At 38.3% G+C, this 24821-nt stretch carries 24 protein-coding genes and 1 riboswitch; of the genes, 11 read left to right on the forward strand and 13 right to left on the reverse strand.

Annotated elements, in window-relative coordinates; genetic code table 11:
* Positions 1–147 (reverse strand): glycosyltransferase (locus VIM94_RS00290; protein WP_332037322.1); only part of this gene is annotated, 147 nt, incomplete at its 3' end.
* A 3-nt stretch (positions 148–150) separates the two neighbouring features.
* Positions 151–681, reverse strand: a complete 531-nt coding sequence (locus tag VIM94_RS00295) for a DUF4199 domain-containing protein (RefSeq protein ID WP_332037292.1) — start codon at positions 679–681, stop codon at positions 151–153.
* Between the two features lie 150 nt (positions 682–831).
* Between VIM94_RS00295 and VIM94_RS00300 the strand changes: the two genes are divergently transcribed.
* The 3 genes from VIM94_RS00300 (at position 832) to mtaB (ending at position 3873) form a co-directional block, all read left to right on the forward strand.
* Complete coding sequence (locus VIM94_RS00300) at positions 832–1083, forward strand: type B 50S ribosomal protein L31 (RefSeq protein WP_093406431.1); 252 nt, start codon at positions 832–834, stop codon at positions 1081–1083.
* 157 nt (positions 1084–1240) lie between these two features.
* Positions 1241–2413: a GlmU family protein gene (locus VIM94_RS00305; RefSeq protein ID WP_332037293.1), complete on the forward strand. Its 1173-nt coding sequence runs from the start codon at positions 1241–1243 to the stop codon at positions 2411–2413.
* A 128-nt stretch (positions 2414–2541) separates the two neighbouring features.
* Positions 2542–3873, forward strand: a complete 1332-nt coding sequence (mtaB, locus tag VIM94_RS00310; RefSeq protein WP_332037294.1) for a tRNA (N(6)-L-threonylcarbamoyladenosine(37)-C(2))-methylthiotransferase MtaB — start codon at positions 2542–2544, stop codon at positions 3871–3873.
* Here mtaB and VIM94_RS00315 read toward each other — a convergent pair.
* Entirely contained in the window at positions 3870–4172 is a 303-nt protein-coding gene (locus tag VIM94_RS00315) for a GNAT family N-acetyltransferase (protein WP_332037295.1), read from the reverse strand. The two genes, mtaB and VIM94_RS00315, sit on opposite strands and share 4 nt — an antisense overlap.
* Before the next feature lie 294 nt (positions 4173–4466).
* Here VIM94_RS00315 and VIM94_RS00320 point away from each other — a divergent pair, with 294 nt between their 5' ends.
* The 3 genes from VIM94_RS00320 to cls are packed head-to-tail and all read left to right on the forward strand — an operon-like array spanning position 4467 to position 7656.
* The gene (locus VIM94_RS00320; protein WP_332037296.1) at positions 4467–5174 is read left to right on the forward strand and encodes an alpha/beta hydrolase; all 708 of its coding nucleotides are present in this window, start codon (positions 4467–4469) and stop codon (positions 5172–5174) included.
* 55 nt (positions 5175–5229) lie between these two features.
* Positions 5230–6192, forward strand: coding sequence for a lytic transglycosylase domain-containing protein (locus tag VIM94_RS00325; RefSeq protein ID WP_332037297.1), 963 nt, complete (start codon positions 5230–5232; stop codon positions 6190–6192).
* A complete protein-coding gene (gene cls, locus VIM94_RS00330) occupies positions 6193–7656 on the forward strand; it encodes a cardiolipin synthase (RefSeq protein WP_332037298.1) in 1464 nt (487 codons plus the stop codon). It begins immediately after the preceding gene.
* On the opposite strand, the gene VIM94_RS00335 is transcribed toward cls, so the two are convergent.
* Together VIM94_RS00335 and VIM94_RS00340 are read right to left on the reverse strand one after the other, a co-directional pair.
* Positions 7657–8370 carry a TlpA disulfide reductase family protein gene (locus VIM94_RS00335; RefSeq protein WP_332037299.1) on the reverse strand — a complete coding sequence of 238 codons (714 nt, stop codon included), beginning with the start codon at positions 8368–8370 and terminating at the stop codon, positions 7657–7659. It lies immediately after the preceding gene.
* A 143-nt stretch (positions 8371–8513) separates the two neighbouring features.
* Positions 8514–9029: a DUF2892 domain-containing protein gene (locus VIM94_RS00340; RefSeq protein ID WP_332037300.1), complete on the reverse strand. Its 516-nt coding sequence runs from the start codon at positions 9027–9029 to the stop codon at positions 8514–8516.
* Positions 9030–9182: 153 nt separating this feature from the next.
* On the opposite strand from VIM94_RS00340, the gene rpmH reads away from it, so the two are divergent.
* The 3 genes from rpmH (at position 9183) to VIM94_RS00355 (ending at position 12758) form a co-directional block, all read left to right on the forward strand.
* Entirely contained in the window at positions 9183–9341 is a 159-nt protein-coding gene (rpmH, locus tag VIM94_RS00345) for a 50S ribosomal protein L34 (protein WP_011708966.1), read from the forward strand.
* Positions 9342–9443: 102 nt separating this feature from the next.
* A complete protein-coding gene (gene carB, locus VIM94_RS00350; RefSeq protein WP_332037301.1) occupies positions 9444–12296 on the forward strand; it encodes a carbamoyl-phosphate synthase large subunit in 2853 nt (950 codons plus the stop codon).
* A 69-nt stretch (positions 12297–12365) separates the two neighbouring features.
* Entirely contained in the window at positions 12366–12758 is a 393-nt protein-coding gene (locus VIM94_RS00355) for a DUF423 domain-containing protein (RefSeq protein ID WP_332037302.1), read from the forward strand.
* On the opposite strand, the gene VIM94_RS00360 is transcribed toward VIM94_RS00355, so the two are convergent.
* From VIM94_RS00360 to VIM94_RS00390, 7 genes are all read right to left on the reverse strand, one after another.
* Positions 12753–13724 (reverse strand): bile acid:sodium symporter family protein, encoded by a 972-nt coding sequence (locus tag VIM94_RS00360; protein WP_332037303.1) that lies wholly within the window; start codon positions 13722–13724, stop codon positions 12753–12755. The genes VIM94_RS00355 and VIM94_RS00360 overlap by 6 nt on opposite strands.
* A gap of 2 nt (positions 13725–13726) precedes the next feature.
* Positions 13727–14272: an acyl-CoA thioesterase gene (locus tag VIM94_RS00365; protein WP_332037304.1), complete on the reverse strand. Its 546-nt coding sequence runs from the start codon at positions 14270–14272 to the stop codon at positions 13727–13729.
* Positions 14262–15419, reverse strand: coding sequence for a serine hydrolase (locus tag VIM94_RS00370; RefSeq protein ID WP_332037305.1), 1158 nt, complete (start codon positions 15417–15419; stop codon positions 14262–14264). Before VIM94_RS00370 ends, VIM94_RS00365 begins: the two co-directional genes overlap by 11 nt.
* 1 nt (position 15420) lies before the next feature.
* Positions 15421–16842, reverse strand: a complete 1422-nt coding sequence (locus tag VIM94_RS00375) for a DNA recombination protein RmuC (RefSeq protein WP_332037306.1) — start codon at positions 16840–16842, stop codon at positions 15421–15423.
* 84 nt (positions 16843–16926) lie between these two features.
* A complete protein-coding gene (locus VIM94_RS00380) occupies positions 16927–17721 on the reverse strand; it encodes an ABC transporter ATP-binding protein (protein WP_332037307.1) in 795 nt (264 codons plus the stop codon).
* Position 17722: 1 nt separating this feature from the next.
* On the reverse strand, positions 17723–18754 hold the full coding sequence (locus VIM94_RS00385; protein WP_332037308.1) for an iron ABC transporter permease: 1032 nt from the start codon (positions 18752–18754) through the stop codon (positions 17723–17725).
* Positions 18751–19890 carry an ABC transporter substrate-binding protein gene (locus VIM94_RS00390; protein ID WP_332037309.1) on the reverse strand — a complete coding sequence of 380 codons (1140 nt, stop codon included), beginning with the start codon at positions 19888–19890 and terminating at the stop codon, positions 18751–18753. The genes VIM94_RS00385 and VIM94_RS00390 overlap by 4 nt, the downstream gene beginning before the upstream one ends.
* 69 nt (positions 19891–19959) lie before the next feature.
* A riboswitch (cobalamin riboswitch) is annotated at positions 19960–20184 on the forward strand.
* Between the two features lie 35 nt (positions 20185–20219).
* Here VIM94_RS00390 and VIM94_RS00395 point away from each other — a divergent pair.
* Positions 20220–22049 carry a TonB-dependent receptor plug domain-containing protein gene (locus VIM94_RS00395; RefSeq protein ID WP_332037310.1) on the forward strand — a complete coding sequence of 610 codons (1830 nt, stop codon included), beginning with the start codon at positions 20220–20222 and terminating at the stop codon, positions 22047–22049.
* Positions 22050–22052: 3 nt separating this feature from the next.
* Complete coding sequence (locus VIM94_RS00400; RefSeq protein WP_332037311.1) at positions 22053–23129, forward strand: YncE family protein; 1077 nt, start codon at positions 22053–22055, stop codon at positions 23127–23129.
* A gap of 63 nt (positions 23130–23192) precedes the next feature.
* Here the strand turns inward: VIM94_RS00400 and VIM94_RS00405 are convergent, their stop codons facing one another.
* Positions 23193–24677, reverse strand: coding sequence for a S41 family peptidase (locus VIM94_RS00405; RefSeq protein WP_332037312.1), 1485 nt, complete (start codon positions 24675–24677; stop codon positions 23193–23195).
* Positions 24678–24821 lie beyond the last annotated feature (144 nt).

The raw sequence follows: 24821 nt of genomic DNA on the forward strand, positions 1-24821 counted from the left end.
CTTCCAGGAATTATCGGTGCTACCATCGTCAATAAAGATGATCTCATGAGAAAAGGAATTGGACCGCATTACTTTTGCGATCCAATTATATAATTCTACCAGAGATTGTTCTTCGTTTAATAAAGGTATAACGATAGATAGTTGCATAGATTAGGCTTCGTACGGGTTCTTATTTTTCATTATCAATCCTGCTACCAGAGAAATAAAGAAACCAAAGAACAAACTTCCGATAATTGCTATTGCCATCATAATCCATGGAGAAGAAAATTTTTCATTCATCGCCATTGCATCATCAATTTGGGAGTCGGTCATATTTGGAAAGCGCTCCAGCATTACCTCGCGTTGCACATCTGCCATTTGCATCATATAATCAGGCTCTATAACCGTCATTAAAAGCAATTGCCAGATGGCACCTATAATACCACCTATAAGAGCGATTCCAAGCCCTAATTTTAAGGCTTCAGTTAAAGAAAGGTAAGTCTGATTGGCTTTTTTGTAAGTTCTTATCCCAAGAACTATAATCGCAACCATAATCAAAAAGGAAGCAACACTAAAATAAAAACTTGGGTTTAAATAGGCATTAGTAACATACATAATAACCCCAAGAACAACCGATAGGATTCCTAAAAGAACCCCATAATTAATAATAATTCCTTTTGAATCTGTTTTTTGAATTTCCATAATTGATAAAGATTGGTTAGATAGCGGTTAGTAAACAAATATAGCAAAACGTTACATTTGAAGGAGGATTAAAAATATTTTTGTTATTGCTATTGCATTTATAATTCAATTGCTTAAATTTGCACTTCCAAAAATAAAAAGAACAAAGCGATGAAGCAGGGAATCCATCCGGAAAATTATAGATTAGTTGCATTTAAAGACATGTCAAACGAAGATGTTTTTATCACTAAATCTACCGCCAATACCAAAGAAACCATTGAAGTTGATGGTACTGAATATCCTTTGGTGAAATTGGAAATTTCAAGAACCTCACACCCATATTATACAGGGCAAACCAAACTGGTTGATAGTGCAGGTAGAATTGACAAGTTTAAAAACAAATACAAGAAGTTTAAGAAATAAATTTTTTGTAACCTATCATATAAAAAGTCGCTTAAGAAATTAGGCGACTTTTTTTATTGTTTCATTTTCTTAAACCGTCAATAATTAACGGCATTTTAAAAAAGGAAACTTTTCAGTTTTAATTTTACTTGTAACTTTGAGCCCTAAAATTGTGCGGATGAATTATATATTATTTGACGGTTCTGCCAGGAATCGCTTACTCCCATTTACCTTTACAAGGCCGGTTGCCGATATTAGAGTCGGGATTCTCACTATTCGGGAAAAATGGGAGATGGTTTTGCAGTCGACTACCTCTACCATCACTGAAGATTATTTAGCTGAAAAATGGCCAATGGTGGAGCTGGAAGAAAATGTAATGATCAATGCTTCTTTTTTGCCTAATCAAGAGTTTTTGAAGCAAATAAAGAACCTGAAACCTAATCAGGCGATTTTTTATGAAGAAGATATTGTGGCTTTCCATGCCTATGAAGATCAGGAGGTCGCTTTAGATGAATATGAACAAATAGAGCTTGTTGAAGACGTAATTCGCATAAACAATACCTGGGATATTTTCTCTAAAAACGGCGAAGCTCTGAAGGCCGATTTTGAGCTTTTAACCAAAGGACGAAAGTCAAAACCCATCCACGAATCTAATTACGTTAAAAACTCCGAAAGAATTTTCCTGGAAGAAGGAGCCGAGGTGGAGAATTGTTCGCTCAATGCCTCCTCAGGACCAATTTATATAGGAAAAAATGCCAAAGTTCTTGAAGGAAGTCTTATAAAAGGTGCTTTGGCAGTTTGCGAAGGCGCTTTGGTAAAAATGGGCGCAAAGATTTACGGTCCTACAACTTTGGGACCATATTGCCGGGGTGGTGGCGAAATAAATAATGCAGTTCTTTTTGCGAATTCTAATAAGGGGCACGATGGATATTTAGGAAATTCGGTTCTCGGTGAATGGTGTAATCTTGGGGCCGACACCAATAATTCTAACCTGAAAAATAATTATGCTGAAGTTCGCATCTGGGATTATGAAACCGAAGGTTTTGCAAAAACCGGTCTGCAGTTTTGTGGACTTATGATGGGCGACCATAGTAAATGCGGTATAAACACCATGTTTAATACCGGGACTGTAGTTGGAGTAAGCGCTAATATCTTTGGTGCCGGATTTCCGCGAAATTTTGTGCCTAGTTTCAGCTGGGGTGGCAGCGGCGGAATGACCACGTACAAAACCCAAAAAGCTTTTGAAGTTGCAGAGATCGTAATGCAACGCAGAAACGAAGAGTTTTCAGAAGAAGATAAAAAAATCCTGGAACACGTGTTTGAGGAAACCAGTAAGTGGAGAAGAGGCTAATTTTTGACGAGTATTTTCAGGTTTCAGGTTTCGGTTTCTATTATCTAAAGCGGTTTTCTTAAAAGGATTAAAGTTGGTATATTTGCAGCCCTAAAAATCGATTAACCCAAACAGAAAGAGGCAGGTGTATGAACAATAAGAAGGTGGCATTTTATACTTTGGGCTGCAAACTCAATTTCTCCGAAACATCAACGATTGCCAGGTCTTTTAAAGATGAAGGGTTTCAGCGTGTTGACTTCGATGAGAAAGCTGATATTTATGTGATTAATACCTGCTCGGTTACCGATAATGCCGATAAACGCTTCAAAACCATTGTTAAACAAGCCCAAAAAGCAAATGAAGATGCTTTTGTTGTGGGGGTAGGGTGTTATGCCCAGTTAAAACCCGAAGAGCTTGCCGATGTTGACGGAGTAGACCTTGTTCTTGGAGCCACCGAGAAATTTAAGATCACTGATTACCTTAACGATTTATCCAAAAATGATCATGGAGAAGTGCATTCCTGCGAGATCGATGAAGCCGATTTCTATGTAGGGGCCTATTCCTTTGGCGACCGAACCCGCGCTTTCCTGAAAGTGCAGGATGGTTGTGATTATAAGTGTACTTATTGTACAATTCCATTAGCCAGGGGAATCTCCCGCAGTGATAAGCTCGAAAATGTGCTGAATAATGCTACCGAAATTTCGGCAAAAGGAATAAAAGAAATCGTTCTTACCGGAGTAAATATCGGAGACTACGGAAAGGGTGAATTTGGAAATAAAAAACACGAACACACCTTTCTCGACCTGGTAAAAGCCCTGGACGAGGTAGAAGGAATTGAGCGGTTGAGGATTTCTTCTATTGAGCCCAATTTGCTTAAAAATGAAACCATAGATTTTGTAGCTCAAAGCAAAACTTTTGTGCCTCATTTTCATATACCCTTGCAAAGTGGCAGCAACGAGATCCTGAAACAGATGCGTCGGCGTTATCAGAAGGAACTGTATGTAGACCGGGTTGCCCGTATAAAATCTACTATGCCCGATGCCTGTATAGGCGTAGATGTAATCGTGGGCTTTCCGGGGGAGACAGACGAACATTTCCTGGAGACGTATAACTTTTTAAATGAGCTGGACATTTCTTATCTGCACGTCTTTACTTATTCTGAGAGAGATAATACTCCTGCGGCTGAAATGCAAGGCGTAGTACCTATGAAAGTTAGAAAAAAACGCAGTAAAATGCTGCGGGGTCTTTCAGCCAAAAAACGTAGGGCTTTTTATGAAAGCCAAATAGGAAAGGAATTCACCGTGCTGTTTGAAGGTGAAAACAAAGAAGGCTATATTCATGGTTTCACCGAGAACTACGTGAAAATTAAAGCTCCCTGGGATCCGGAATTAGTAAACACCCTACATAAAGTTAGGTTGGAAAAGATCGATGAAGACGGGATGGTTCGTGTGCAATTTATTCCTGAACCGCATCCGGCTTAGATATTAATTCCAACCGGGAGTAGGTCTTTGTAAAGTCTTTTGTTTTTTCGCATATATTTTGCGATTTCAGGACTGGTAGGCATAACCCTGGTATTTCGTTCCTTAATTTCTTCCAAAACTGCTTTTATGAAAGGTTCCATATAGCCTTGCTCTTTAAGGGCATCAGACATTTGCAATTTAGTTAGAAATATTTTTCTTTCCTGTTGAACGTATTCTATTGCGGCTAATTCGTTGTTTATGCTAACTTCAAATTGTCTCAGGAATTCATTATCAGTAATTTTCAAATCTTCAACATTCATCACTTAAAGGATTTTAGTCCGGTCTTGCCTGCGCAGGAGGGGAGTGGAAACATTTTGTGTATTTCCGGGTTATCACAAAATTTTTAAATTGGTTGGTGGGTTTTTCTTTTGAAGAGTTCACAAATAAAGCATGTTTTCTCCGGAGTCCAGAAGATCCCGGAAAAGGGAGTTCGTTCTTCAAAAGAATCTTCATTATTTTTATTCTTTCGGTTGTGAAAGCCAATAAAATAGCAGTAATTTTGATAGATAAATTTACGGCTTTATACCTGCCTATAGTGTTATATACTTGTTAAAATGGAAGACAATAAGGAGCTGATCCATGTTTATTTTATGCCCGGTCTTGCCGCCAATTCTTCAATTTTTGAGTTTATAGAACTTCCTGAAGATAAATTTAAAATGCACTTTTTGGAATGGATTATTCCACTTGAGGATGAAGCCTTAACCAGTTATGCAAAAAGACTGCTTAAATATATTAAGCATAAAGACCCTGTTCTAATTGGGGTATCCTTTGGTGGAGTTATAGTCCAGGAAATGTGTAAATTTATTGAGGTAAGAAAACTCATTATAATTTCCAGTGTAAAATGCAGAGATGAATTACCTCGTAGAATGCGAATTGCTGCCGAAACCGGCCTTTTTAAGCTTTTACCTGTTAGCTTACTGGATTATGTAGATTATTTTGAAAAGATTGCTGTGGGAGAGTTTATTAAAAAACGGGCGAAATTATATAGAAAATACCTTTCGGTTAGGAATCATCGATATCTAAATTGGGCTATAAAAAATATGGTATTATGGGATTGCGATAAACCTCGGAAAGACGTTATTCATATCCACGGAGATAAGGATGAGGTGTTTCCGGCTAAGTATATAAATAATTTTATCGAAGTAAAAGGGGGAACCCACGTTATGGTGATAAACCGGTATCGTTGGTTTAATAAATATCTGCCGGAAATTATTCTTACCGGAGGTATTAAACAAAAAAATAATAAAGAAATTGAGAAATGATTTCTCTATTTTTTCAGAAATAAATAAGATTAATCAAAACTAAAAAAGAGAGAAGATGAAGTTAGTTAAAAACCTTTTAATGGGAGCCGGTGTTCTTGGTATTGCAGCCATCAGTATTAATGCGGTACAGGAAACTCCTTACAAAGAAAGTCAGGAGCAACAACAAAATGAGAAGAAAACCGATAAGGATGATAAGGCTGTAAAAGATTATAATGTTTACGCCTTGCCTGTGCCGGAAAAGATGGACTTTGCCGGAGAAGAGGTGCCATTGCACCTGCCAGATATACACGAAAGGATAGACCGCGAATTACTTGTGAACACCTATTGGCAATCCAATGGCTTACTGTTGCTGAAACGCGCCAATAAATACTTTCCTGTTATTGAGCCTATCCTTGCTGAAGAAGGAGTTCCGGATGATTTTAAATATCTCGCTGTAATTGAAAGCGGCCTCACTCAGGCTGTTTCTCCGGCTCGAGCTGTTGGTTTTTGGCAAATTATGAAAGGTACCGGAAAAGACTATAAACTGGAGATAAACGATAATGTAGATGAACGCTATCATATTGAAAAATCTACCAGGGTTGCCAGTAAATACCTGAAAAAATCTAAAGAGAAATTTGGAACCTGGACTCTTGCCGCCGCTGCTTTTAATGCCGGCGATCGCGGAATTCAGAGACAGTTGGATAGACAAAAAGTAAACGATTATTATGATTTATTGTTAGGGGAAGAAACTGGACGCTATATTTTTAGGATTTTAGCATTAAAGGAGATTATGAATAACCCCAAGAAATACGGATTCAATTTTGAAGATAAACATCTTTACAATCACGTTCCAACTCGTAAAGTTAAGGTTGATACAGCGGTTTCAGATTTTGCCGATTTCGCAAAGGAGTTTGATATCAATTACAAAATTTTAAAACTGCATAATCCCTGGTTGCGTGAAGCACATCTTAATAATGCTTCGCGTAAGACCTATTACATAGAAATCCCCGATAAGAAAGTTTATATCTCTGCCAAATAAATGAGTTTCATTCAGGATAATATCTGGTGGTTTTTACTGGTTTTTTATTACCTGATTGTTTTTATTACTGCCGGCTATGAAATTATGCATAACCGGGAGCCGGTAAAAACTATTTCATTACTGTTTGCTCTTGTTGTACTGCCTGTTATTGGGCTTATTATCTATTATTTTTTCGCCCAGGAATACCGAAAGGATAAGATCTTTAATCGTAAAAAAGTTTACGATCATCAGATGATCAAAAAATGGGAGGACTTACTTATGCTCGAGGATCGTGACCTCCAGCACCTGGAGAATTTTTTTGTAGATGATAAGATAAAGCTGGTGAGACTCTTGCAGAACAACCAAACCAAGCCCTTTACTTTCGGAAATAAGGTAGACATCCTGATTAATGCAGAAAAGAAGTTTGAAACACTTTTTGCTGATCTAAGAAGAGCAGAAAAACATATTCACCTGGAGTATTATATTTTTAAGAGTGATAAAATTGGAAGCAGGCTTATAGAGATCCTTTGTGATAAAGCTGAGGAAGGGGTGGAAATACGAATTAGTTATGACTATGTAGGTAGCTCGATAAGTTCTAAAGCTCTAAAACAAATGCAATCCTGCGGAATTGAGATTTTTCCTTTTATGCCCGTTTGGTTTCCTAACCTAACCCGAAAACTCAATTACAGAGACCATAGAAAAATTGTGATAATTGATGGTAGAATAGGCTTTATAGGTGGGGTGAACATTTCTGATGAATACGTTAATTATAAAGACCAGGACCCTTCAAAAATGTTCTGGAGGGATACGCATGTAAGAATTGAAGGTCACGGCGTAAAATCAATACAGGCTCAATTCCTTTTAAATTTCAACTTTATAACCAACAGAGAAATTGAGATTAAAGACGATTTTTTTCCGGTTATTGAAACTGTCGGAAAGAGCGCTATCCAAATTGCAGCCAGTGGCCCCGACACCGACTGGCAGAATATAATGGAGGCGATTTTCACCGCAATTAATACCGCTGAAGAATATGTTTATATCACAACGCCGTATTTTATCCCTAATAATGAAATATTAACAGCCTTGTGCACTGCAAGTAGAATAGGAACTGAAATCAAAATTATTATACCTGAAATTGGTGACTCGGTGGTGGCCCGTCACGCAACAAATTCATATATCGAGAAATTACTCGAATCCGGGGTGCAGGTTTTTCATTATTGCAAGGGGATGGTTCATGCCAAAACTATGGTAGTTGATGGTGTTTTAAGCACTATTGGTACTTGTAATCTCGATAACCGTAGTTTTGATATCAACTTTGAAATAAACGCTTTTATTTACGATAAATATATAGCACAGGAAATGTTGGATATTTTCAACACCGATTTATTGGAATGTGAGGAATTAAATCTCGAAGACTGGCGTAATCGTCCTTATTCAGAAAAAATAAAAGAATCACTCTCCAGGCTTTGGGCACCTTTGTTATAATTATTCGGGACTCAAAGCTAAATGATTTCCATTTGACCCTTCAGATTTCTGTTTGAGTAAGTGATTGGCTATGCCTTCTTCAATAGCTTCATAATTCATATCAAAAGATTCCTTTTTGGAGATTCCATAAGGATGAAAAACACTTCTTTTGATCTTCATTATTTGCTTTTCTTCATTCAGCAGAAAACAGGTAGGTAATCCCAGGGAATGTTTGAGCTGTTTAACTGCAAAAGCTCCTTCATTTTCAGTTTCATCTACATATAACACTGAAATATAATGGTTAAATTTTTTCGACAGATTTTTCACAGTTTTTTTATCATCCCAAAATACAACCACAAAGTCTATTTCATTACTATATTTTTTTGCGAGTTCATTAAGCGCGGGAAGTTCCCCTTTTCCAGGGATGTGCCAGGAGGCGTAGGTGAGCAGGTAAACAGGTTTTTTGAATTTAGATAAGTATATTTCTTTTCCTTTAAGGTTTTTAAAACCAAAATCATCCATGAAACTCCCAGCTAATTTATAGTTCACCAGAGAATCAAACAGAACTTTAGCTTCATTAAAATTTCTTAACCGGTAAGCTTTTTCGGCTTTCTTTTTATAGGAGGGCAAATGGAGGGCAAGAGCCTTAGAGAAAGAAATTTCATTATTTTCATTCTGCTGTGGCCAGCCTTTGATGCTAAAAAAAAGTAAGAAAACAAGTAATATTTTCTTCATGCATTCCAGTTAGTAAAGTTTGGGAATACGAATATATGGGAAGCAGGAGATTTACTGAAAACTTATCGGTAAACGGTCCAAATACTTGTTAAAAGTATCAATTCTCTAAAGCCTTGCAGAAATTAACGAAAATTATCTAAAAATTAGATTTTTTTCATTTGTTGTTTCATCATCTTTATCTGGTCTTTGAGCATATCATGTTTATCGAGTTTTTTAGCTTCAGCAAGAAGATTAGTGGCTTCTCTTTTTCGGCGTTTGGTCATGGCGATACCAGCCAGATTTAATTTTGCCATAGCCAGATCCTGGTCCATTGAAAGTCCGAGTTTGATAGCTCTTTTAAAGAATTTTTCAGCCTGAGTCATATTGGTTTGAGACACCATAAGTCCGTGAAGATACCAGTAATAGCCTTGTTGTTTTTGGGTAAGGGCTTTTTCGGGATCTTTAATCTTGTCCAGCCATTTCTTAGCCCCTGGAAAATCCTGTTTTCGGAGTTTTAGAAAAGCTAGTAATATCATTTCGTTTTTGAAATAGAGAAAAATAAAAATCAGGGATAAAAGAATCCACATTATTCCATTTCCTATATTTCCTTCTATAAATTGCCAGATGGCCAGGGCAAAAATAATCCCCGCCAAAACGATCTTGATATTTTTATTGAACATAGATGCTGTATTTTTACAGAGCGCAAAGGTAATAAAAACAATTAGAAATTATTTCAAATTAGTATTTGGAGGAGTTAAAAAGCTTTGTATATTTGCACGCAGTTTTTAAGAGACTAAGAAAACGAATTATCAGAAGATTTAAAGATATTTAAAATGAAAAGAACCTTTCAGCCATCCAAGAGAAAAAGAAAAAACAAGCACGGCTTTAGAGAGCGTATGGCAAGTGCTAACGGTAGAAAAGTCCTGGCCAGAAGAAGGGCTAAAGGAAGAAAAAAATTATCTGTATCTTCTGAAAACAGACATAAGCACTAATGAAAATTGGTTTTTTGAAAAATAAAGGTGTTACTTTTTTAGTAACGCCTTTTTTTATATCCTGTCACTTCGTTATTTTTATCATCAACACAACTATATAAAATGCCCAAAAACGAGAATCTTAAAAGTATTTTGATCATAGGTTCAGGTCCTATCGTAATTGGACAGGCCTGTGAATTCGATTATGCTGGAACACAATCGCTGCGTTCCCTTAGGGAAGATGGAATTGAAACTATTCTTATCAATTCTAACCCGGCTACCATTATGACTGATCCTTCTATGGCAGATCACGTCTATCTAAAGCCGCTTACCACTAAATCTATAATCGAGATCCTTAAAAAGCATCCTAATATTGATGCCGTTCTCCCCACAATGGGAGGACAAACAGCCCTTAACCTTTGTATCGAAGCCGATGAAAAGGGAATCTGGGAGGATTTTGAAGTAAAACTTATCGGGGTAGATATTGATGCGATCAATATTACTGAAGACCGCGAGAAGTTCAAACAGTTAATGGGAAGGATCAATGTGCCGGTGGCTCCTGCAAAAACTGTAACCTCATTTCTTCAGGGAAAAGAAGTAGCACAGGAATTCGGGTTTCCCCTGGTAATTCGTGCCTCTTTTACTTTAGGTGGAAGTGGTGCTGCTTTTGTACATAAAGCCGAAGATTTTGATGAATTGCTGTCTCGTGGCCTTGAAGCCTCCCCAATTCACGAGGTGCTTATCGATAAAGCGCTTTTGGGATGGAAAGAATACGAACTGGAGCTCTTAAGAGATAAGAACGATAATGTGGTAATCATTTGTTCTATTGAAAATATGGATCCTATGGGGATTCACACGGGTGATTCTATCACTGTAGCTCCAGCCATGACTCTTAGTGATACTGCCTTCCAGAGAATGCGGGATCTGGCTATAAAAATGATGCGCAGTATTGGTGATTTTTCCGGAGGCTGTAATGTACAGTTTGCAGTGAGCCCCGATGAAAAAGAAGAGGTTTACGCCATTGAGATTAACCCAAGGGTTTCCCGATCTTCGGCCCTCGCTTCTAAAGCAACGGGTTATCCTATTGCAAAGGTTGCTACAAAGCTTGCTCTGGGTTATACGCTTGATGAGTTGGATAACCAAATCACCAAATCTACTTCAGCATTATTTGAACCTACCCTGGATTACGTTATTGTAAAAATACCAAGATGGAACTTTGATAAATTCGAAGGCTCAGACAGGACTCTGGGACTCCAGATGAAGTCTGTTGGAGAAGTAATGGGAATCGGTCGTTCCTTTCAGGAAGCACTGCATAAGGCGACACAATCCCTTGAGATCAAGAGAAATGGTTTAGGTGCCGATGGAAAAGGTTATAAAGATTACGATCTAATCATTGAAAAACTTACCTATCCAAGCTGGGACAGGGTGTTTGTGATATATGATGCCATCCAGTTGGGAATTCCCCTTAGCCGCATTCATGAGATTACCAAGATCGATATGTGGTACCTAAGGCAATATGAAGAGCTGTATGGTCTGGAAGTGAAGATTTCAGAATATGATATCAATTCTCTTCCGAAGGATCTTCTGCTGGAAGCAAAGCAAAAAGGCTTTGCCGATCGCCAAATTGCTCATATGCTGGATTGCTGGGAAAGTGAAGTATATAAGAAACGAGAAGAACTTGGTGTAAACCGGGTGTTCAAACTGGTTGATACCTGTGCCGCTGAATTTAAAGCTGAAACACCGTACTATTACTCTACTTTTGAAGCAGACATTGAAAGCCCAGACGGGAATAGATATGTAGCGAACGAAAGTAAAGTAACCAATAAAAAGAAGATTATAGTTCTTGGTTCAGGTCCAAACAGGATTGGACAAGGAATAGAATTCGATTACTCCTGTGTGCATGGGGTGCTTGCTGCTGCCGAGTGTGGATATGAAACCATTATGATCAACTGTAATCCCGAAACTGTATCTACAGATTTTGATATTGCCGATAAACTTTATTTTGAACCGGTATTCTGGGAGCATATTTATGATATTATTCAGCATGAGAAGCCAGAAGGTGTAATTGTGCAACTAGGTGGCCAAACTGCCCTTAAGTTAGCTGAAAAACTCGCTCGCTACGGAGTGAAAATTATGGGAACCAGTTTTGAAGCTCTGGATCTTGCTGAAGACCGCGGAAGTTTTTCAAAGCTGTTGAAGGACAATGATATTCCCTTCCCTGATTTTGGTGTAGCTGAAACTGCAGATGAAGCTCTTGAACTTGCTGATGAACTCGATTTCCCTATCCTGGTAAGACCGTCTTATGTTCTTGGAGGACAGGGAATGAAGATAGTGATCAATAAGGACGATCTTGAGGCTCATGTAGTAGACCTTCTTAGAAAAATTCCTAACAATAAATTACTGCTGGATCACTATCTGGATGGCGCTATTGAAGCCGAAGCCGACGCTATTTGTGATGGGGAAGACGTTTACATTATTGGAATCATGGAACATATTGAGCCTTGTGGAATTCATTCGGGAGACTCAAATGCGGTACTTCCACCTTTTAACCTGGGAGACCTTGTGATGCAACAAATAAAGGATCATACTAAAAAAATTGCCCTGGCTTTAAATACCGTTGGTTTGATCAACATCCAGTTTGCGATCAAAGACGATATGGTTTACATCATTGAAGCAAACCCAAGGGCCTCGAGAACGGTACCGTTTATCGCTAAAGCCTATGGGGAGCCTTATGTAAATTACGCGACAAAAGTGATGTTGGGAGATAAAAAAGTTAAGGATTTTGATTTCAATCCTAAACTGGATGGTTATGCAATAAAACAACCTGTATTCTCTTTTAACAAGTTCCATAATGTGAATAAACAACTTGGGCCTGAAATGAAAAGTACCGGAGAGAGTATTCTGTTCATAGATAGTTTGAAAGATGATGCTTTCTACGATCTTTATTCAAGAAGAAAAATGTATCTGAGTAAATAAAAACTCCTGATTTTATAAATTTAACCCATTGTGATCCTTACTTTCACGATGGGTTTTTTAATTTGCGATATGAAAGAACTGGTTCTTATTATTGGTGGGATTTATGGTACTTTAGCTGTAATTTTTGGTGCTTTTGGTGCCCACGCGTTGAAGAAGCGATTTAGTGCAGATCAACTTAAGAGTTTTGAAACTGGGTTGAAATACCAAATGTATCATGCGTTAATGTTGATTGTCTGCGGAATTAGTTTTCCGTTTACTGGGATCTCACAGCAGTTTACTGCCTGGTTCTTTATTCTTGGAACCTTACTTTTCTCTTTCAGTATTTATGGACTTACACTAAGTTCGGCATTTGGAAAGAAACTCCGTTTTCTTGGTCCGATTACACCTTTTGGTGGCTTGCTACTTATTCTGGGTTGGATATTTTTCACTATTAATATTGCCGAAATAGCTCTTTACTTATAGCTTTTCGGCTTCAATCTCTACAATTCTTTGTTTCCGGTATCGTTCTGCATACCAGGCAACCACCAATAGCTGTAAAGAATGATAAAGCATAATTGGTAATAGAAGTAAACCTGTACTGGCCGAACTTCCGAAAATTACTTTTACCATAACCGAACCGTGAACAAGAGATTTTTTTGTTCCGCAGAATTGAGCCGTGATCTTGTCGGGGGTATTAAACCCAAGTTTATCGCTCAAAAAGCCCAGGCCATAGTAAACTCCAAAAAATAATACGATGACCATAAGCCCTAGTTTTGTCATATCCAAAATGCTTATTCTCTCGAATAAATTCGATAAAAAGGAAGCGCTAAAACTAGAATAAACGATTAAAATGATGGTGGTTTTGTCTAACAGACTCAGTTGCTTACTATATTTTCTCGCATATTTCCCCCAAAATCTTTGGAGTACCAAACCAATAATCAGGGGTAAAATGATTTGAAGAAAGAGTTTTAAAATAATAGATCCAAAATCGAATTCTCCCGATTTTTTAATAAAAAAACTTAGCCATAAAGGGGTGGCAATTATTCCAATTAATCCTGAAAGGCTGGCATTAAAGATTGCCGTTGGTAAATTTCCTTTAGCCAGAGAAACCATTACGATAGAAGAGGAAACAGTAGAAGGCAATGTGCCGAGGAAAAAAAGCGCGATCCAAAGATTGGAGCCCGTTCCTGCTTCGAAAAACGGTAAAAAGAGCAAAGCTAGAAGTGGGAAAACTACAAAAGTGGTTAACTGGATTACTATATGAACTTTGTAATTAAGAAAACCCAATTTGAATTCGGCAGGGGAAAGCTTGAGTCCATAGAAAAAGAAGATTAGGCCGATCCCGATATCGGTGATGGTCTTTAAAGGAAGGGTGTTAATACCATTCGGGAGAAAAAAAGCAATGATAATGGCAGCAAAAAGAGCAGCTATGAATCCGTTAAACTTCAAAATTACTTTTCGATTTTTACTTTGTATGTTTCTACGATATGCAGGTATTCTTCCGAGTTAAAATCGGTGGCCTGAAATTCCTCCTTGTCTTTAGCCTTGATCTCTTTTCTTTTAATGCTTTGAGCAAATCTCCTGATATCATTATCGGTTTTAAGAATTAAACCTGGTACCTCTACAGAATTTCCATTTTCGTCTTTGGCTACCATAGTAATGTGAGATGAATTACAATGTTTTACAGCTCCGGTCTGGATATTTTCTGCTTCCACCCGAATTCCAATTACCATAGAGCTCCTACCAGTATAATTTACTGAAGCTTTCATCGTAACCAGTTCTCCAATTTCAATAGGTTTTAGGAAATCTACAGTATCTACACTTGCGGTTACACAGTAGGCTCCTGAGTGTTTGGAAGCACAGGCAAAGGCGATCTGGTCAAGTAAAGATAAAATATAGCCTCCGTGAATTTTCCCGTTAAAATTGGAGTGGGAGGGTAGCATTAGTTCCGAGATTCTTACCTGGGATTCTTCTACGGTTTTATATTTATTTTGCATCCTTGAGGCTTTTATTAATTATTTGCATAAACTCTTCAAGTTTAGCTGGTTCCAACCAGCGAGTGACAATAACCATATTGTAGGTCTTATCTACTATAATAAAATTACCTCCGAAGCCCGCTGCATAAAAAATATCGCGGTTAATTTTTTCCCACTGGGGTTCTTCGGCACGATTTAACCACCACATATACCCGTAATTTTTATTGGCTTCTGAAGCGGTCATTGCTTCGTTTATAAGCGCTGACGGGAGTAATTGTTTCTCTTTCCATTTTCCTTCATTTAAGAAAAGATATCCGAATCTAGCCATATCTTCAGTATTGATGAACATGCCGCCACCGGAATGCCCGCCCCCGCTCACCGATTGCATTTTGAGGCCGTCTATACTTACCCAGGAATTATCATATCCAAACCACCTCCAGGTAGTGGAAGCCCCAATAGGATCCATAATTTCCTTCTTTAAAACTTTTGGTAAGGGTTTCCGAAAAACCTGAAGAAGGGAATAGGCCAGCACGTTAACCCGTACATCGTTGTACTTAAAATGAGTTCCTGGCTCGTTCAACTTTCGGGCTCTCCATTCGTCTATGCTTTTATCTCTCGAGGGTCTGTCTGCCCAATCGTAAGTATCCCATAAGCTGCCGCTCCAGTCTGAGCTTTGTTGAAGTAAATGTTTCCAGGTGATTTTGGAGTTATGATCACCTTTAAAAGTATCGTCCCAAATTAACTCCTTAACAGGCTGATTAACAGAACTTATTAAGTTTTTATCTAAAGCGATAAGTGCAGTGGAGGAGAGGAAGCTTTTGGTAACACTAAAGGTCATATCCACCCGTTGAGTATCTCCCCATTTTGCGATTAAGTAGCCGTCTTTAAGGATCATTCCTGCCGGACCGCCCCGACCTTTGGTTGGGCCAAGAATGCGGTGAAATGGCTCATGTTCAAATCCTTTTAAAATTGCCTGCCGAAGATCTTTGGCTCCGCTATATTCATTTTCATTTGCGAATTCTATTACTTCAGAGAAATCCAGATTATATATTGATGCTTCCTTTTCTTCCCATTCTCCTTTATCAGGGAAATAGGTGGTTTGGGTAAATGCCTGCTGAAGGAGCAGCAGGGAAAAAATTAAGGTTAGAATAGATGGTTTTCTGGTCATATTAATTCAAATTTAGCTGATCATTTTGGTCTTTTTCTTTTTGTTCGATTTTAGCTTGCTTGAGAAGTTTGCCATTCAATTGTTTGTTGTTGTTTGCGCCAAGCTTCCTGAGGTGTTCTACTTTTACTATAAGGTTTCCTTTGCCTGTTAGTTTTTTCATTGCCCCTTCATAGGTATTTTGAACTGTTCCCAGCTGTTTTCCTACCTTCTCAAGTTCATTGGTGAGATTTACAAAACTATCATAAAGGGCTCCTGCTCGTGTAGCAATTTCAATGGCATTTTCTTTTTGTTTTTCATTTTGCCACATACTGTCTATGGTTTTTAAAACCGCTAGCAGAGTCGTAGGCGTAACAATAATGATGTTTTTTTCAAAGGCCTCAGAATACAAATTAGGGTTTTGGTTAGATGCAATAGCAAAAGCAGCTTCTATGGGGATGAAAAGCAATACGAAATCGGGGCTTTCCATCTGATAAAGATTGTGGTAATTCTTGGCGCTTAGTTCTTCAATTCGTTTCTTAACCGAAATTAAGTGATTTTTTAAGTGATCTGGCCGGTGTTTCTCCTCATCCTCGTTAATATAGCGTTCATAGGCGTTGAGAGAAACTTTGGAATCGATAATCATTTTCTTATCCCCGGGTAAATGTATTACTACATCGGGCATAACGCGTTTTCCACTCTCAGTATGGAAGTTCTGCTGTACGAAGTATTCGCTGTCTTTTTGCAAACCGCTGCGTTCCAGGACCCGCTCGAGGACCATTTCACCCCAGTTGCCTTGCATTTTGGTGTCGCCCTTTAAGGCTTTGGTGAGATTGGTGGCTTCCTCACTAATCTTGAGATTTTGCTCGTTTAAAAACTGAAGTTGTTTGCCCAGCTGGGCGTGGCGCTCAATAAAATCGGTACTGTTTTTATCAACTTTTTCTTCAAAAGTCCTGATCTTTTCCTGGAGCGGTTCTAATATATTCTGGATATTTTCTTTGTTGAGCGAAGTGAATTTCTCTGATTTTTGATCCAAAATCCTATTCGCAAGATTTTCAAATTCCTTGCTGAATCTCTCCTGAAGTTTTTCTACTTCGGCTTTTTGCTCCTTGTTTCTTAGCTGAAGATTGTCGAATTCTGAATTTCTTCGGGTTAATTCTGTGCTTAAAAAATCTTTTTCCCGACGGATTTCTTCCCGCTCCTTTTCTGTTTTTTCCAGCTGAATCGCTCCAGATCGTTTTAGTTCTGCTATTTCTTCCTTTTGAGCTATTATATTGCTGGTTAATTGATTTTTAAGTCCTTCTATTTGAAGTGATAGTTGATTATTTCTTTCCTCAATTTTACTGATGTTTCCCTTGTATTTAAGTCCGGAAAAAAGTTTACCCAGGATAAAGCCCAACAGAATTGCGATAACAGGAAGAAGAATGAGTAATAAGGAATCAGTCATTGCGGAGGATGCTTTTTCCAAAGATACTTATTTGAAAAAAATATTACTCAAAAAGAACAGAGAATACTTATACAGGTAATGGTTTCAGGATTTTATCTTGAAGGAGGAACTGTCTTCATCAAAGACAATAAGATCTGAAGGAAAAATTCTGGACAGTTCTCCCGATGTTACAAGTTCCTGTTGGCTGCCCATTACAATATCATCCTTTTGCATCAGTAATATTTTATCACAAAGCTGAAGAGCAAGATTTATTTCGTGAGAAGCAAAGACTATGGCTTTATTGGTTTTCCGGGTGAGTTTTTTCAGAAGCTGCAGGATATAGGCCTTATGATACAAATCCAAATGTGTGGTAGGTTCATCGAGGATTACCAGCGGAGTATCCTGGGCCAGGGCCCGGGCAATTAAAACTTTCTGCATTTGCCCATCACTGAGTTCATAGCACTTTTTATGCTCCAGATTTTCAATATCAACGAGCTGAAGCGACTTTTTAATGTGCCTCAAATCGTTTGTAGTGAGCCGGCCAATCCAATTAGTGTAGGGTTGCCTGCCAAGTGCTACCAATTCAAAGATGCTCAGGTTTTTAGAAACAGGTTGTCCTGTTAGAACGAGGCTTATAAGGGCAGCTTGTTCTAATGGAGCCAGACTTTTTAAATCCTTTTCAGCAATAAAAATATTTCCTGAAAGGCTTTCCTGCACGCCACTCAGGCTTCGCAAAAGGGTTGACTTCCCAATGCCGTTTATTCCTATTACCGCCACAAGCTGACCCGGAAATATTTCAATATTAACATTTTTGGCAATTATAGTTTCCGAATTCCTGCTGCGATAGCCAATGCTCAGCGCTTCAGTTTTAAGGATGCTATTTGAGTTACTTTTGGTCATATCAGAATAAAAATCGGCGTTTTCTAACTAACAGCCAAATTACCACCGGTGCACCGATTAGCGAGGTGATCGCATTTATGGGAAGGGTGAATTCATTACCCGGCATTTGGGCTGCAATGTCGCAGATTAGCATTAGGATGGCTCCGCCCAGGATTACCGCCGGAATAAGAATACTGTGATTATTCACGGGTATTACCTGCCTGATAAGATGGGGGACCGCAAGTCCAACAAAAGCAATGGGACCTGCAAAGGCAGTAATACTACCCGCCAGAATACTAGTTGCCAGAATTACCAGCAACCTGTTTCTCTGAATACTTACCCCAAGGCTTTTAGCATATTGTTCACCAAGCAACAGACTATTCAGGTTTTTTATGCCAAACACAGAAAGGAGTATACCTATAATCCAAAACAAACCAAGTACCGACACTTCCTCCCAGGAAAGATTCCCTAAACTTCCAAAAGACCAAAAAACGTACTGTTGAAGCTGTGAAGCCGGACTGAAATAAGCAAGTACACTAACTACCGCAGCAGTTAAACTGGCAAACATCAAACCTATGATGAGGATAGCCATCGTGTCTCGTAAGCGCAGGGAGGCAAGCATTACTGCCAGTAAAACCAATAAGCTCCCCAGGCTGGAAGCGATAACAATGCTCCATTTTGAAAGTAGAAATGCTGCGAAGGCTCCGCCAAACAATCCTGCTCCCATAAAAACAATTGCAACCCCGAGGCTTGCACCACTGCTCAAACCTAATACATAAGGTCCGGCTAAAGGGTTCCTGAAAAGCGTTTGCATTAAAAGACCACTCACTGCAAGTCCAGACCCGGTGATTACTGCCGTGATCGCCTTGGGTAGTCGATACTCCAAAACTATATATCTCCAGGCTTCTTTAGTTACCTCAAGGTTGAAAATTGAACCCACAATATCTTTGAAAGGAATTTTTACCGAACCCAAACCTATATTAAGGAACAATAAGCCTATTAGCACCAGTATTAATACCGAAAAGGTTAATATGTATTTTTGCTTTAAAATCATTCTTTCAAGGCTTTGAAGAAGGCTCTTTTATAATTTGGTAATAAGTCTGGATGGAAAATAGAGATCAAATCTTTTAAAATAAGATCGGGGCGTTGTGGCCCTAATTCAAAATATAATACTCCACCCGTTCCACCTTTTTCCAGACTTACACTATAAACCTTTTTCTCTTTAACCGCTTTAAATTGCTCATAATGCCTGGATTCATTAAGTAGTTGTGTATAAGAGGTGAATTGTCCGGTACTAATCCAGAAATCAGCATTTTGTGCTTTTTCCAAAACGTTTTCGAAAGAAAGAGCTAAACTGCCGCTACCATCGGTTTCTTTATATAGGTAATTTGCATTCGCGTTAGCTATAAAACGGGCCTGCCAGGAATTACCATAAGGCATATACCACTGGTCTTTGTACATGGAACCACTAATAACATCAGGTTGATTTTTAGCAGTTTTGGCCAATTCTCTTGCTTCCAGATAATCAGATTCAATTTGTTTAAAAATGGCTGTTGCCTGATTGGTTTTATTGAAAAATGCCCCTATAAACTTTATCCATTCGGCTTTACCCAATGGGTCTTCTTCCACCCAATCGGCATTAAAAACCACAGGAATACCCGTTTTTTGAATATTTTCAAAGGTTTTATTATTTCCGTCTATAGCAAAACCTATAACAACATCTGGTTGAAGATCTATAAGTACTTCGGTGTTGATATTTTCATTTTTCCCCAGTTCTTTTATTTTTCCTGAATTGATTAGCTTTCTGGTATTTTCAGAAGATATATAACCCAGACCTGGAAAACCTGTTAATTTGTCTTCGACTTGTAGCGCTTCAAGAGCTGGAATGTGGGTTGTAGAAGTAACCACGATTTTTTCTACAGGCACCTCAACTTTTTGATCATAATGTAATTTTTCTGGAATCTCAGCGTCTTTTTTAGCTAAAAGGTATGTAAGGCCCAGGTCTGAATTTGGCCAGGGCTTATGCACTTTCACAATACTATAACCACTAAATTCTTCGATGCTGAAACCTTTGGCATATTTTATTTCAATTGACTTCCCTTCAGAAATTAACCCAGGGGAAGTTCTTTGTTCCTCGTTTTTGCAGGAAAAGAGAAATAGCAATGATAAAAGGGAAACGAAATATTTCAAGATTAAAGATTTGACTTCAAAAGTAAGATTATTTAAAAATTTTAGTGCTTCGCAAACATAAATGTTTATTTTTGACAATGAAATTTTGGTTTGACGCCGGAATGTACTGTCGTCGATTAAAAGGGAATCAGGTGATTTGAATCTTTAAAAATTCCTGAGCTGTTCCCGCAACTGTAAGCTAAGTTCCGTAACCGGAATGCCTGTTGTCACACTTCATACCACTGTCACATATTCGACGGGAAGGTAAGCAACAAGGACGCGAGCCAGGAGACCTGCCAGAAGCATTACTAATTTAACTCTTAGACTTTCGGGATAAAAGTCGGTGTATAATGAAACTAACTCGTTATTACCTTTTATTTCTGGGAATGCTTTTAGCCTTTCCCGCATTCGCACAAAACAAAACTGTTACCAGGTTGGAGGAGGTGGTCTTAAGCGACATATCTCTCAAGAGAGATTCAGGCGAACGCCGGGTAATTTTGCTGAACGATTCTATTTTAAGAGAAAATGAGCCTTCGCTTACTTCGGTATTAAAATTTAATAGTACTATCTTTTTTAGAGAAAATGGTCCGGGGATGGTTTCTTCGGCCTCATTCAGGGGAACTTCCGCGCAGCAAACCGCGGTGATATGGAACGGGATCAATATCAATTCTCAATTCACAGGACAAACAGATTTCAATACCATCCCTACTGGAATAGTCAATGATGTTTCCCTTCGGCCGGGTGGAGGTAGTGTGCTCTATGGAAGCGGAGCCATTGGCGGTAGCGTACATTTAAACAACCGCTTTAAATTCGATGGTAAATTCCATAACCATTTAAAACTTGATTATGGAAGTTTCGAAACTTTTTCAGGTATCTTTAAAACGGTTATCTCTTCTGAAAAAACCAGTTTTCAGTTAAATCTAATCCGTAAAACTTCTGAAAATGATTTTGAATATCCCAGTGATAACCAATTCAATGAAAATGGAGATTTCAGCAATACCGGCCTGGGCTTGTCTGTGGCTCATCGACTAAATAAAGATCATCTACTGAAATTTCATAGCAATTTTTATGAGGGGGAAAGAGGTTTTTCAGGAACTATTTCTGCCCCATCCAATAGTAAATATGAAGATGTAAACAGCCGTAATCTATTGGAATGGAGTGGTTTTTACGGTGACCTAAGCTCTTCCTTAAAATTAGCCTATTTAGATCAAACATTTCGGTACTACGAAAACCGGGAGACCAAAGCCCATAATTTTGGGCGAGCCAAAACCGGGATCGCGAAAATCGATCTCACATATCAGTTCACCCAGGATCTTGAAGTTACCGGCATTTTAGAGTATCAACAAATAGCAGGAGAGGGAAGCAATACCGGCACAAATCGTAGAGATATTGGGAGCCTGGCCTTTTTGCTAAAACACAGTCTGGGAGAATTCAGTTATCAGCTAAGCGCCAGGAAGGAAGCAACTGAGGAATATGAATCTCCATTGCTGTTTGCTGCGAACGGGCTTTACAGATTTTCAGAAAACTACGAAATAAGACTTGGGGTATCAAAGAACTTCCGAATCCCCACATTCAATGATCTTTACTGGTATGCAGGAGGAAATGTAGACTTAAAACCTGAGACTTCGCGACAAATTGAGTTGGGCCATCAATTCAGCCTGAATAAGCTTAAACTTGACCTTGCTGGTTATTTCATTGACACCAGAAACCTTTTGCGGTGGATTCCCACAAGCGGCGGATTATGGCGTCCTGAGAATACGGGGGAAGTAAGAAATTTTGGCATGGAGGCTGGCCTGGACTGGAACAAATCAATTGATGACCACATTTTGGATTTGAGTGCCACTTACGCCTGGACTCATACTCAGAACCAGGTAACAAAAAAGCAACTTATCTATGTACCCAGTCATAAAGCCACGGCCTCTTTGGGTTATAACTATAGTCGATTTTCCATTTTTTATCAGTTTTTGTACAATGGAAGCATATTTACTTCTTCAGATAATAATTACACCCTGGACGATTATACTATTTCCAATCTGGGGATTGCCCGGAATTTTGGCCCAAATAATTTTATGAAGATTGGGTTTCAGATTAGAAACATTTTCGATGAAAAATATATGAGTATGCCCGGGCGCCCTATGCCGGGAAGATATTTTAATAGTTCAATCACCTTTAAATTATAATTTATGAAGATCAGATTTTTTATGACCACAGTGCTTAGCGCTCTTTTGTTCGCATCTTGTGAGAGCGACAATGATATCGATGAGATCCCCCTGGAAGAATCAGGTAGTTATTCCGAAGGAATATTTATTCTTAATGAGGGAAATTTCGGTTCAGGAAACAGCTCAGTTTCCTTTCTTGATACTGATCTTCAAAGCATGACAAATAACATTTATGCTGAAGAAAATGAAGGGGGCTCCCCTGGAGATACGGGGCAGAATATGGGGTTTTATGAAGATTATGCTTTTATTGTAATGAATGTTTCAGGCAAAATACAGGTCGTAGACCGCCATACTTTTAACCACCTGGCAACAATAGAAAACGGGTTGCATAACCCTAGGTTTCTTGATTTCTCCAACGGAAAAGCTTTTGTAACTAATTGGGGAGACGGCATGGATCCCGATGATGATTTTGTGGCGGTGTATGAGCTTGAAAATTTTGAATTGGAAGAAATTATCTTAGTTGAAGAAGGCCCGGAAAGAATTCTAACTGTAAATAATAAGGTTTATGTCGCTCACAAAGGCGGTTTCGGATTTAATAATAAAATATCTGTGCTGGATCCCAATATCAATCAAATAAAAATGATAATTGAGGTTGGTGATGTGCCTAACTCAATGGTAAGTGATGGTAACAGTTTATGGGTGTTATCTTCGGGTTTACCTTCTTATGCTGAAAAAGAAACTACAGGAAAAATAACAAAAATAGACCTGACCACACAGGAGGTTGTTCAGGATATTGTTTTTAATGAACATGAGCATCCTAAAAATCTTAGCCTGGATGACCAACGCCTCTATTATACCTTAGATGATGGTGTTTATGTATTAGGAAAAGGGGAGGGGGAAGTACCTGATTCTGCTTTAACGCAATTTAATAATGAAGGGGTCTTGTATGGTTTTAGGGTGGTAAAAGAGAAAATTTTTGCTGCTTTTGCCAATTATGATTTTACCGGAGATGGAAAACTTATTATTCAGGACCAGTCTGGAAATAAAATTAAGGAACTGTCAACTGGTATAAATCCTAATGGAATTTACATAGCTGAATAAAAAACCAAGCCCTGAAGAAATTAAACTTCAGGGCTTTTGTTTTTATCTTAAGATTAGGAAATACTAATAATCAAGTCTTTCGAAAAGTACGGGTGGAATTTCATCGGTATACATTTTCTGAAATTCAGGAGCATCAGATCCGGCCTCATCAAGTACTTCAAATTCCGGTGATTTAGATAGATAAGAAGCTTTTTTCTCACCTTTAATATCATCCAATGCTGCAGCTAGTAAAGGTTCAGATGGATCGCCAAGAGGCTTATATTCGTTTATATATTCAATAGCTTCAATATCCGGAACTAAACCGTTCACATAATCCGAATTACCAAGGGCATTAGCCGATTTATAGACTAAAGGTTGAATCGCGTATTTGTGGTTAGGGTTGGCATTTTCTCTTCCAAAGTTATCAGAATCATACAAAGTAACCGAAGCCTGAAACTTTCCTACGGTATTTTGACCTACGTGTACTACATCAATCCAGGCATCGAGTCCATTTATAGTTAATTCACTTGCGGAAGCACTTGATTTACCTGCAATAACATATACTTTATCAAGGTTAAGGCTATTTATTAGATCACCAGTGCGTATTTTATTGTTAAACCTGTCAACTAGTCTATCCGGATTATTTTCTTTAAAGTATGATTGGTATGACGGATTCCATTGTTGTTGAGAAAAGATTTCACCTTCAAATTGCCCTGTGATCATACTTGCGAGATCCACGGCCGACTCTACACTTCCTCCACCATTATATCTTAGATCCAATATAAGTTCAGTGATGCCTTCTGATTTAAAATTGTTAAATGCATTATTTAATTCAGCATCGAAGTCGGCGGTAAAACTATTATACATCAGGTACCCCACCTTTTTACCATCAACATCAAGGGTTTTTGTAATATAAACCGGATTTGCAGTATATTCGGCTTTAGATAGATCATAAGTTTTATCAAGGTCTACTACATCCATATTTTCATCGAATTCGGCTTGATGAAGGGTGAAGTTTTCCGGCTGTACCAGATCCCCGTAGTTTGCGAGAGTCATTACCTCACCATCTACTTTGTTGAAGATCATTCCTCTTTCAATCCCGGCACTGGCAGCAGAAGTATTTGGTTGTACATACCGAACGTAGAGCAAAACCTTACTATCATCATTAGGATGGATAGCAAATCCATAATTCATCCCGGTTGTTGTACTTGTTCCGGCAAAACGGTTTTCAAGGGCGATGTAATCATCGGTCATGAAGCTAAACCTGTCTTGTACCTTATGCTCATATACCAAACCATTATAAAAGAGATCTTCAGGCGATTCAAAATCATCAAGAAAATCATTTAAATCAGCTTGGGTAGTAAAATAGCCATCGGCGAGTTTAGGAACGTAGCTTTTATAGAGGTAAATTTCGTTCATTCCTTTATAGATAAAGTCTTCTACTTCCAGATTTCTATCCGGACCAGGTTTTCCAACTTCCTCATCAATTACATCATCATCGTCCTTAGAGCAGGATAATAAAAGGCTGGAAGAAAAAAGAAAAAGAAATAATAATTTGTAAATCTTCATATATGTTAAGTTTTTGTGAAAAGGCTAAAATTAGCCACAAAATCGTAAATTCAAAATTTATTATAACAATTTTTTAGCCGCTTAAACGTAATAAAGTTAGTTATTCCTGAATTTGGATTTAGTATAAAATTAAACAAGCTTTAT

It is taken from the genome of Salegentibacter sp., from assembly GCF_036568425.1.
Taxonomy (GTDB): domain Bacteria; phylum Bacteroidota; class Bacteroidia; order Flavobacteriales; family Flavobacteriaceae; genus Salegentibacter.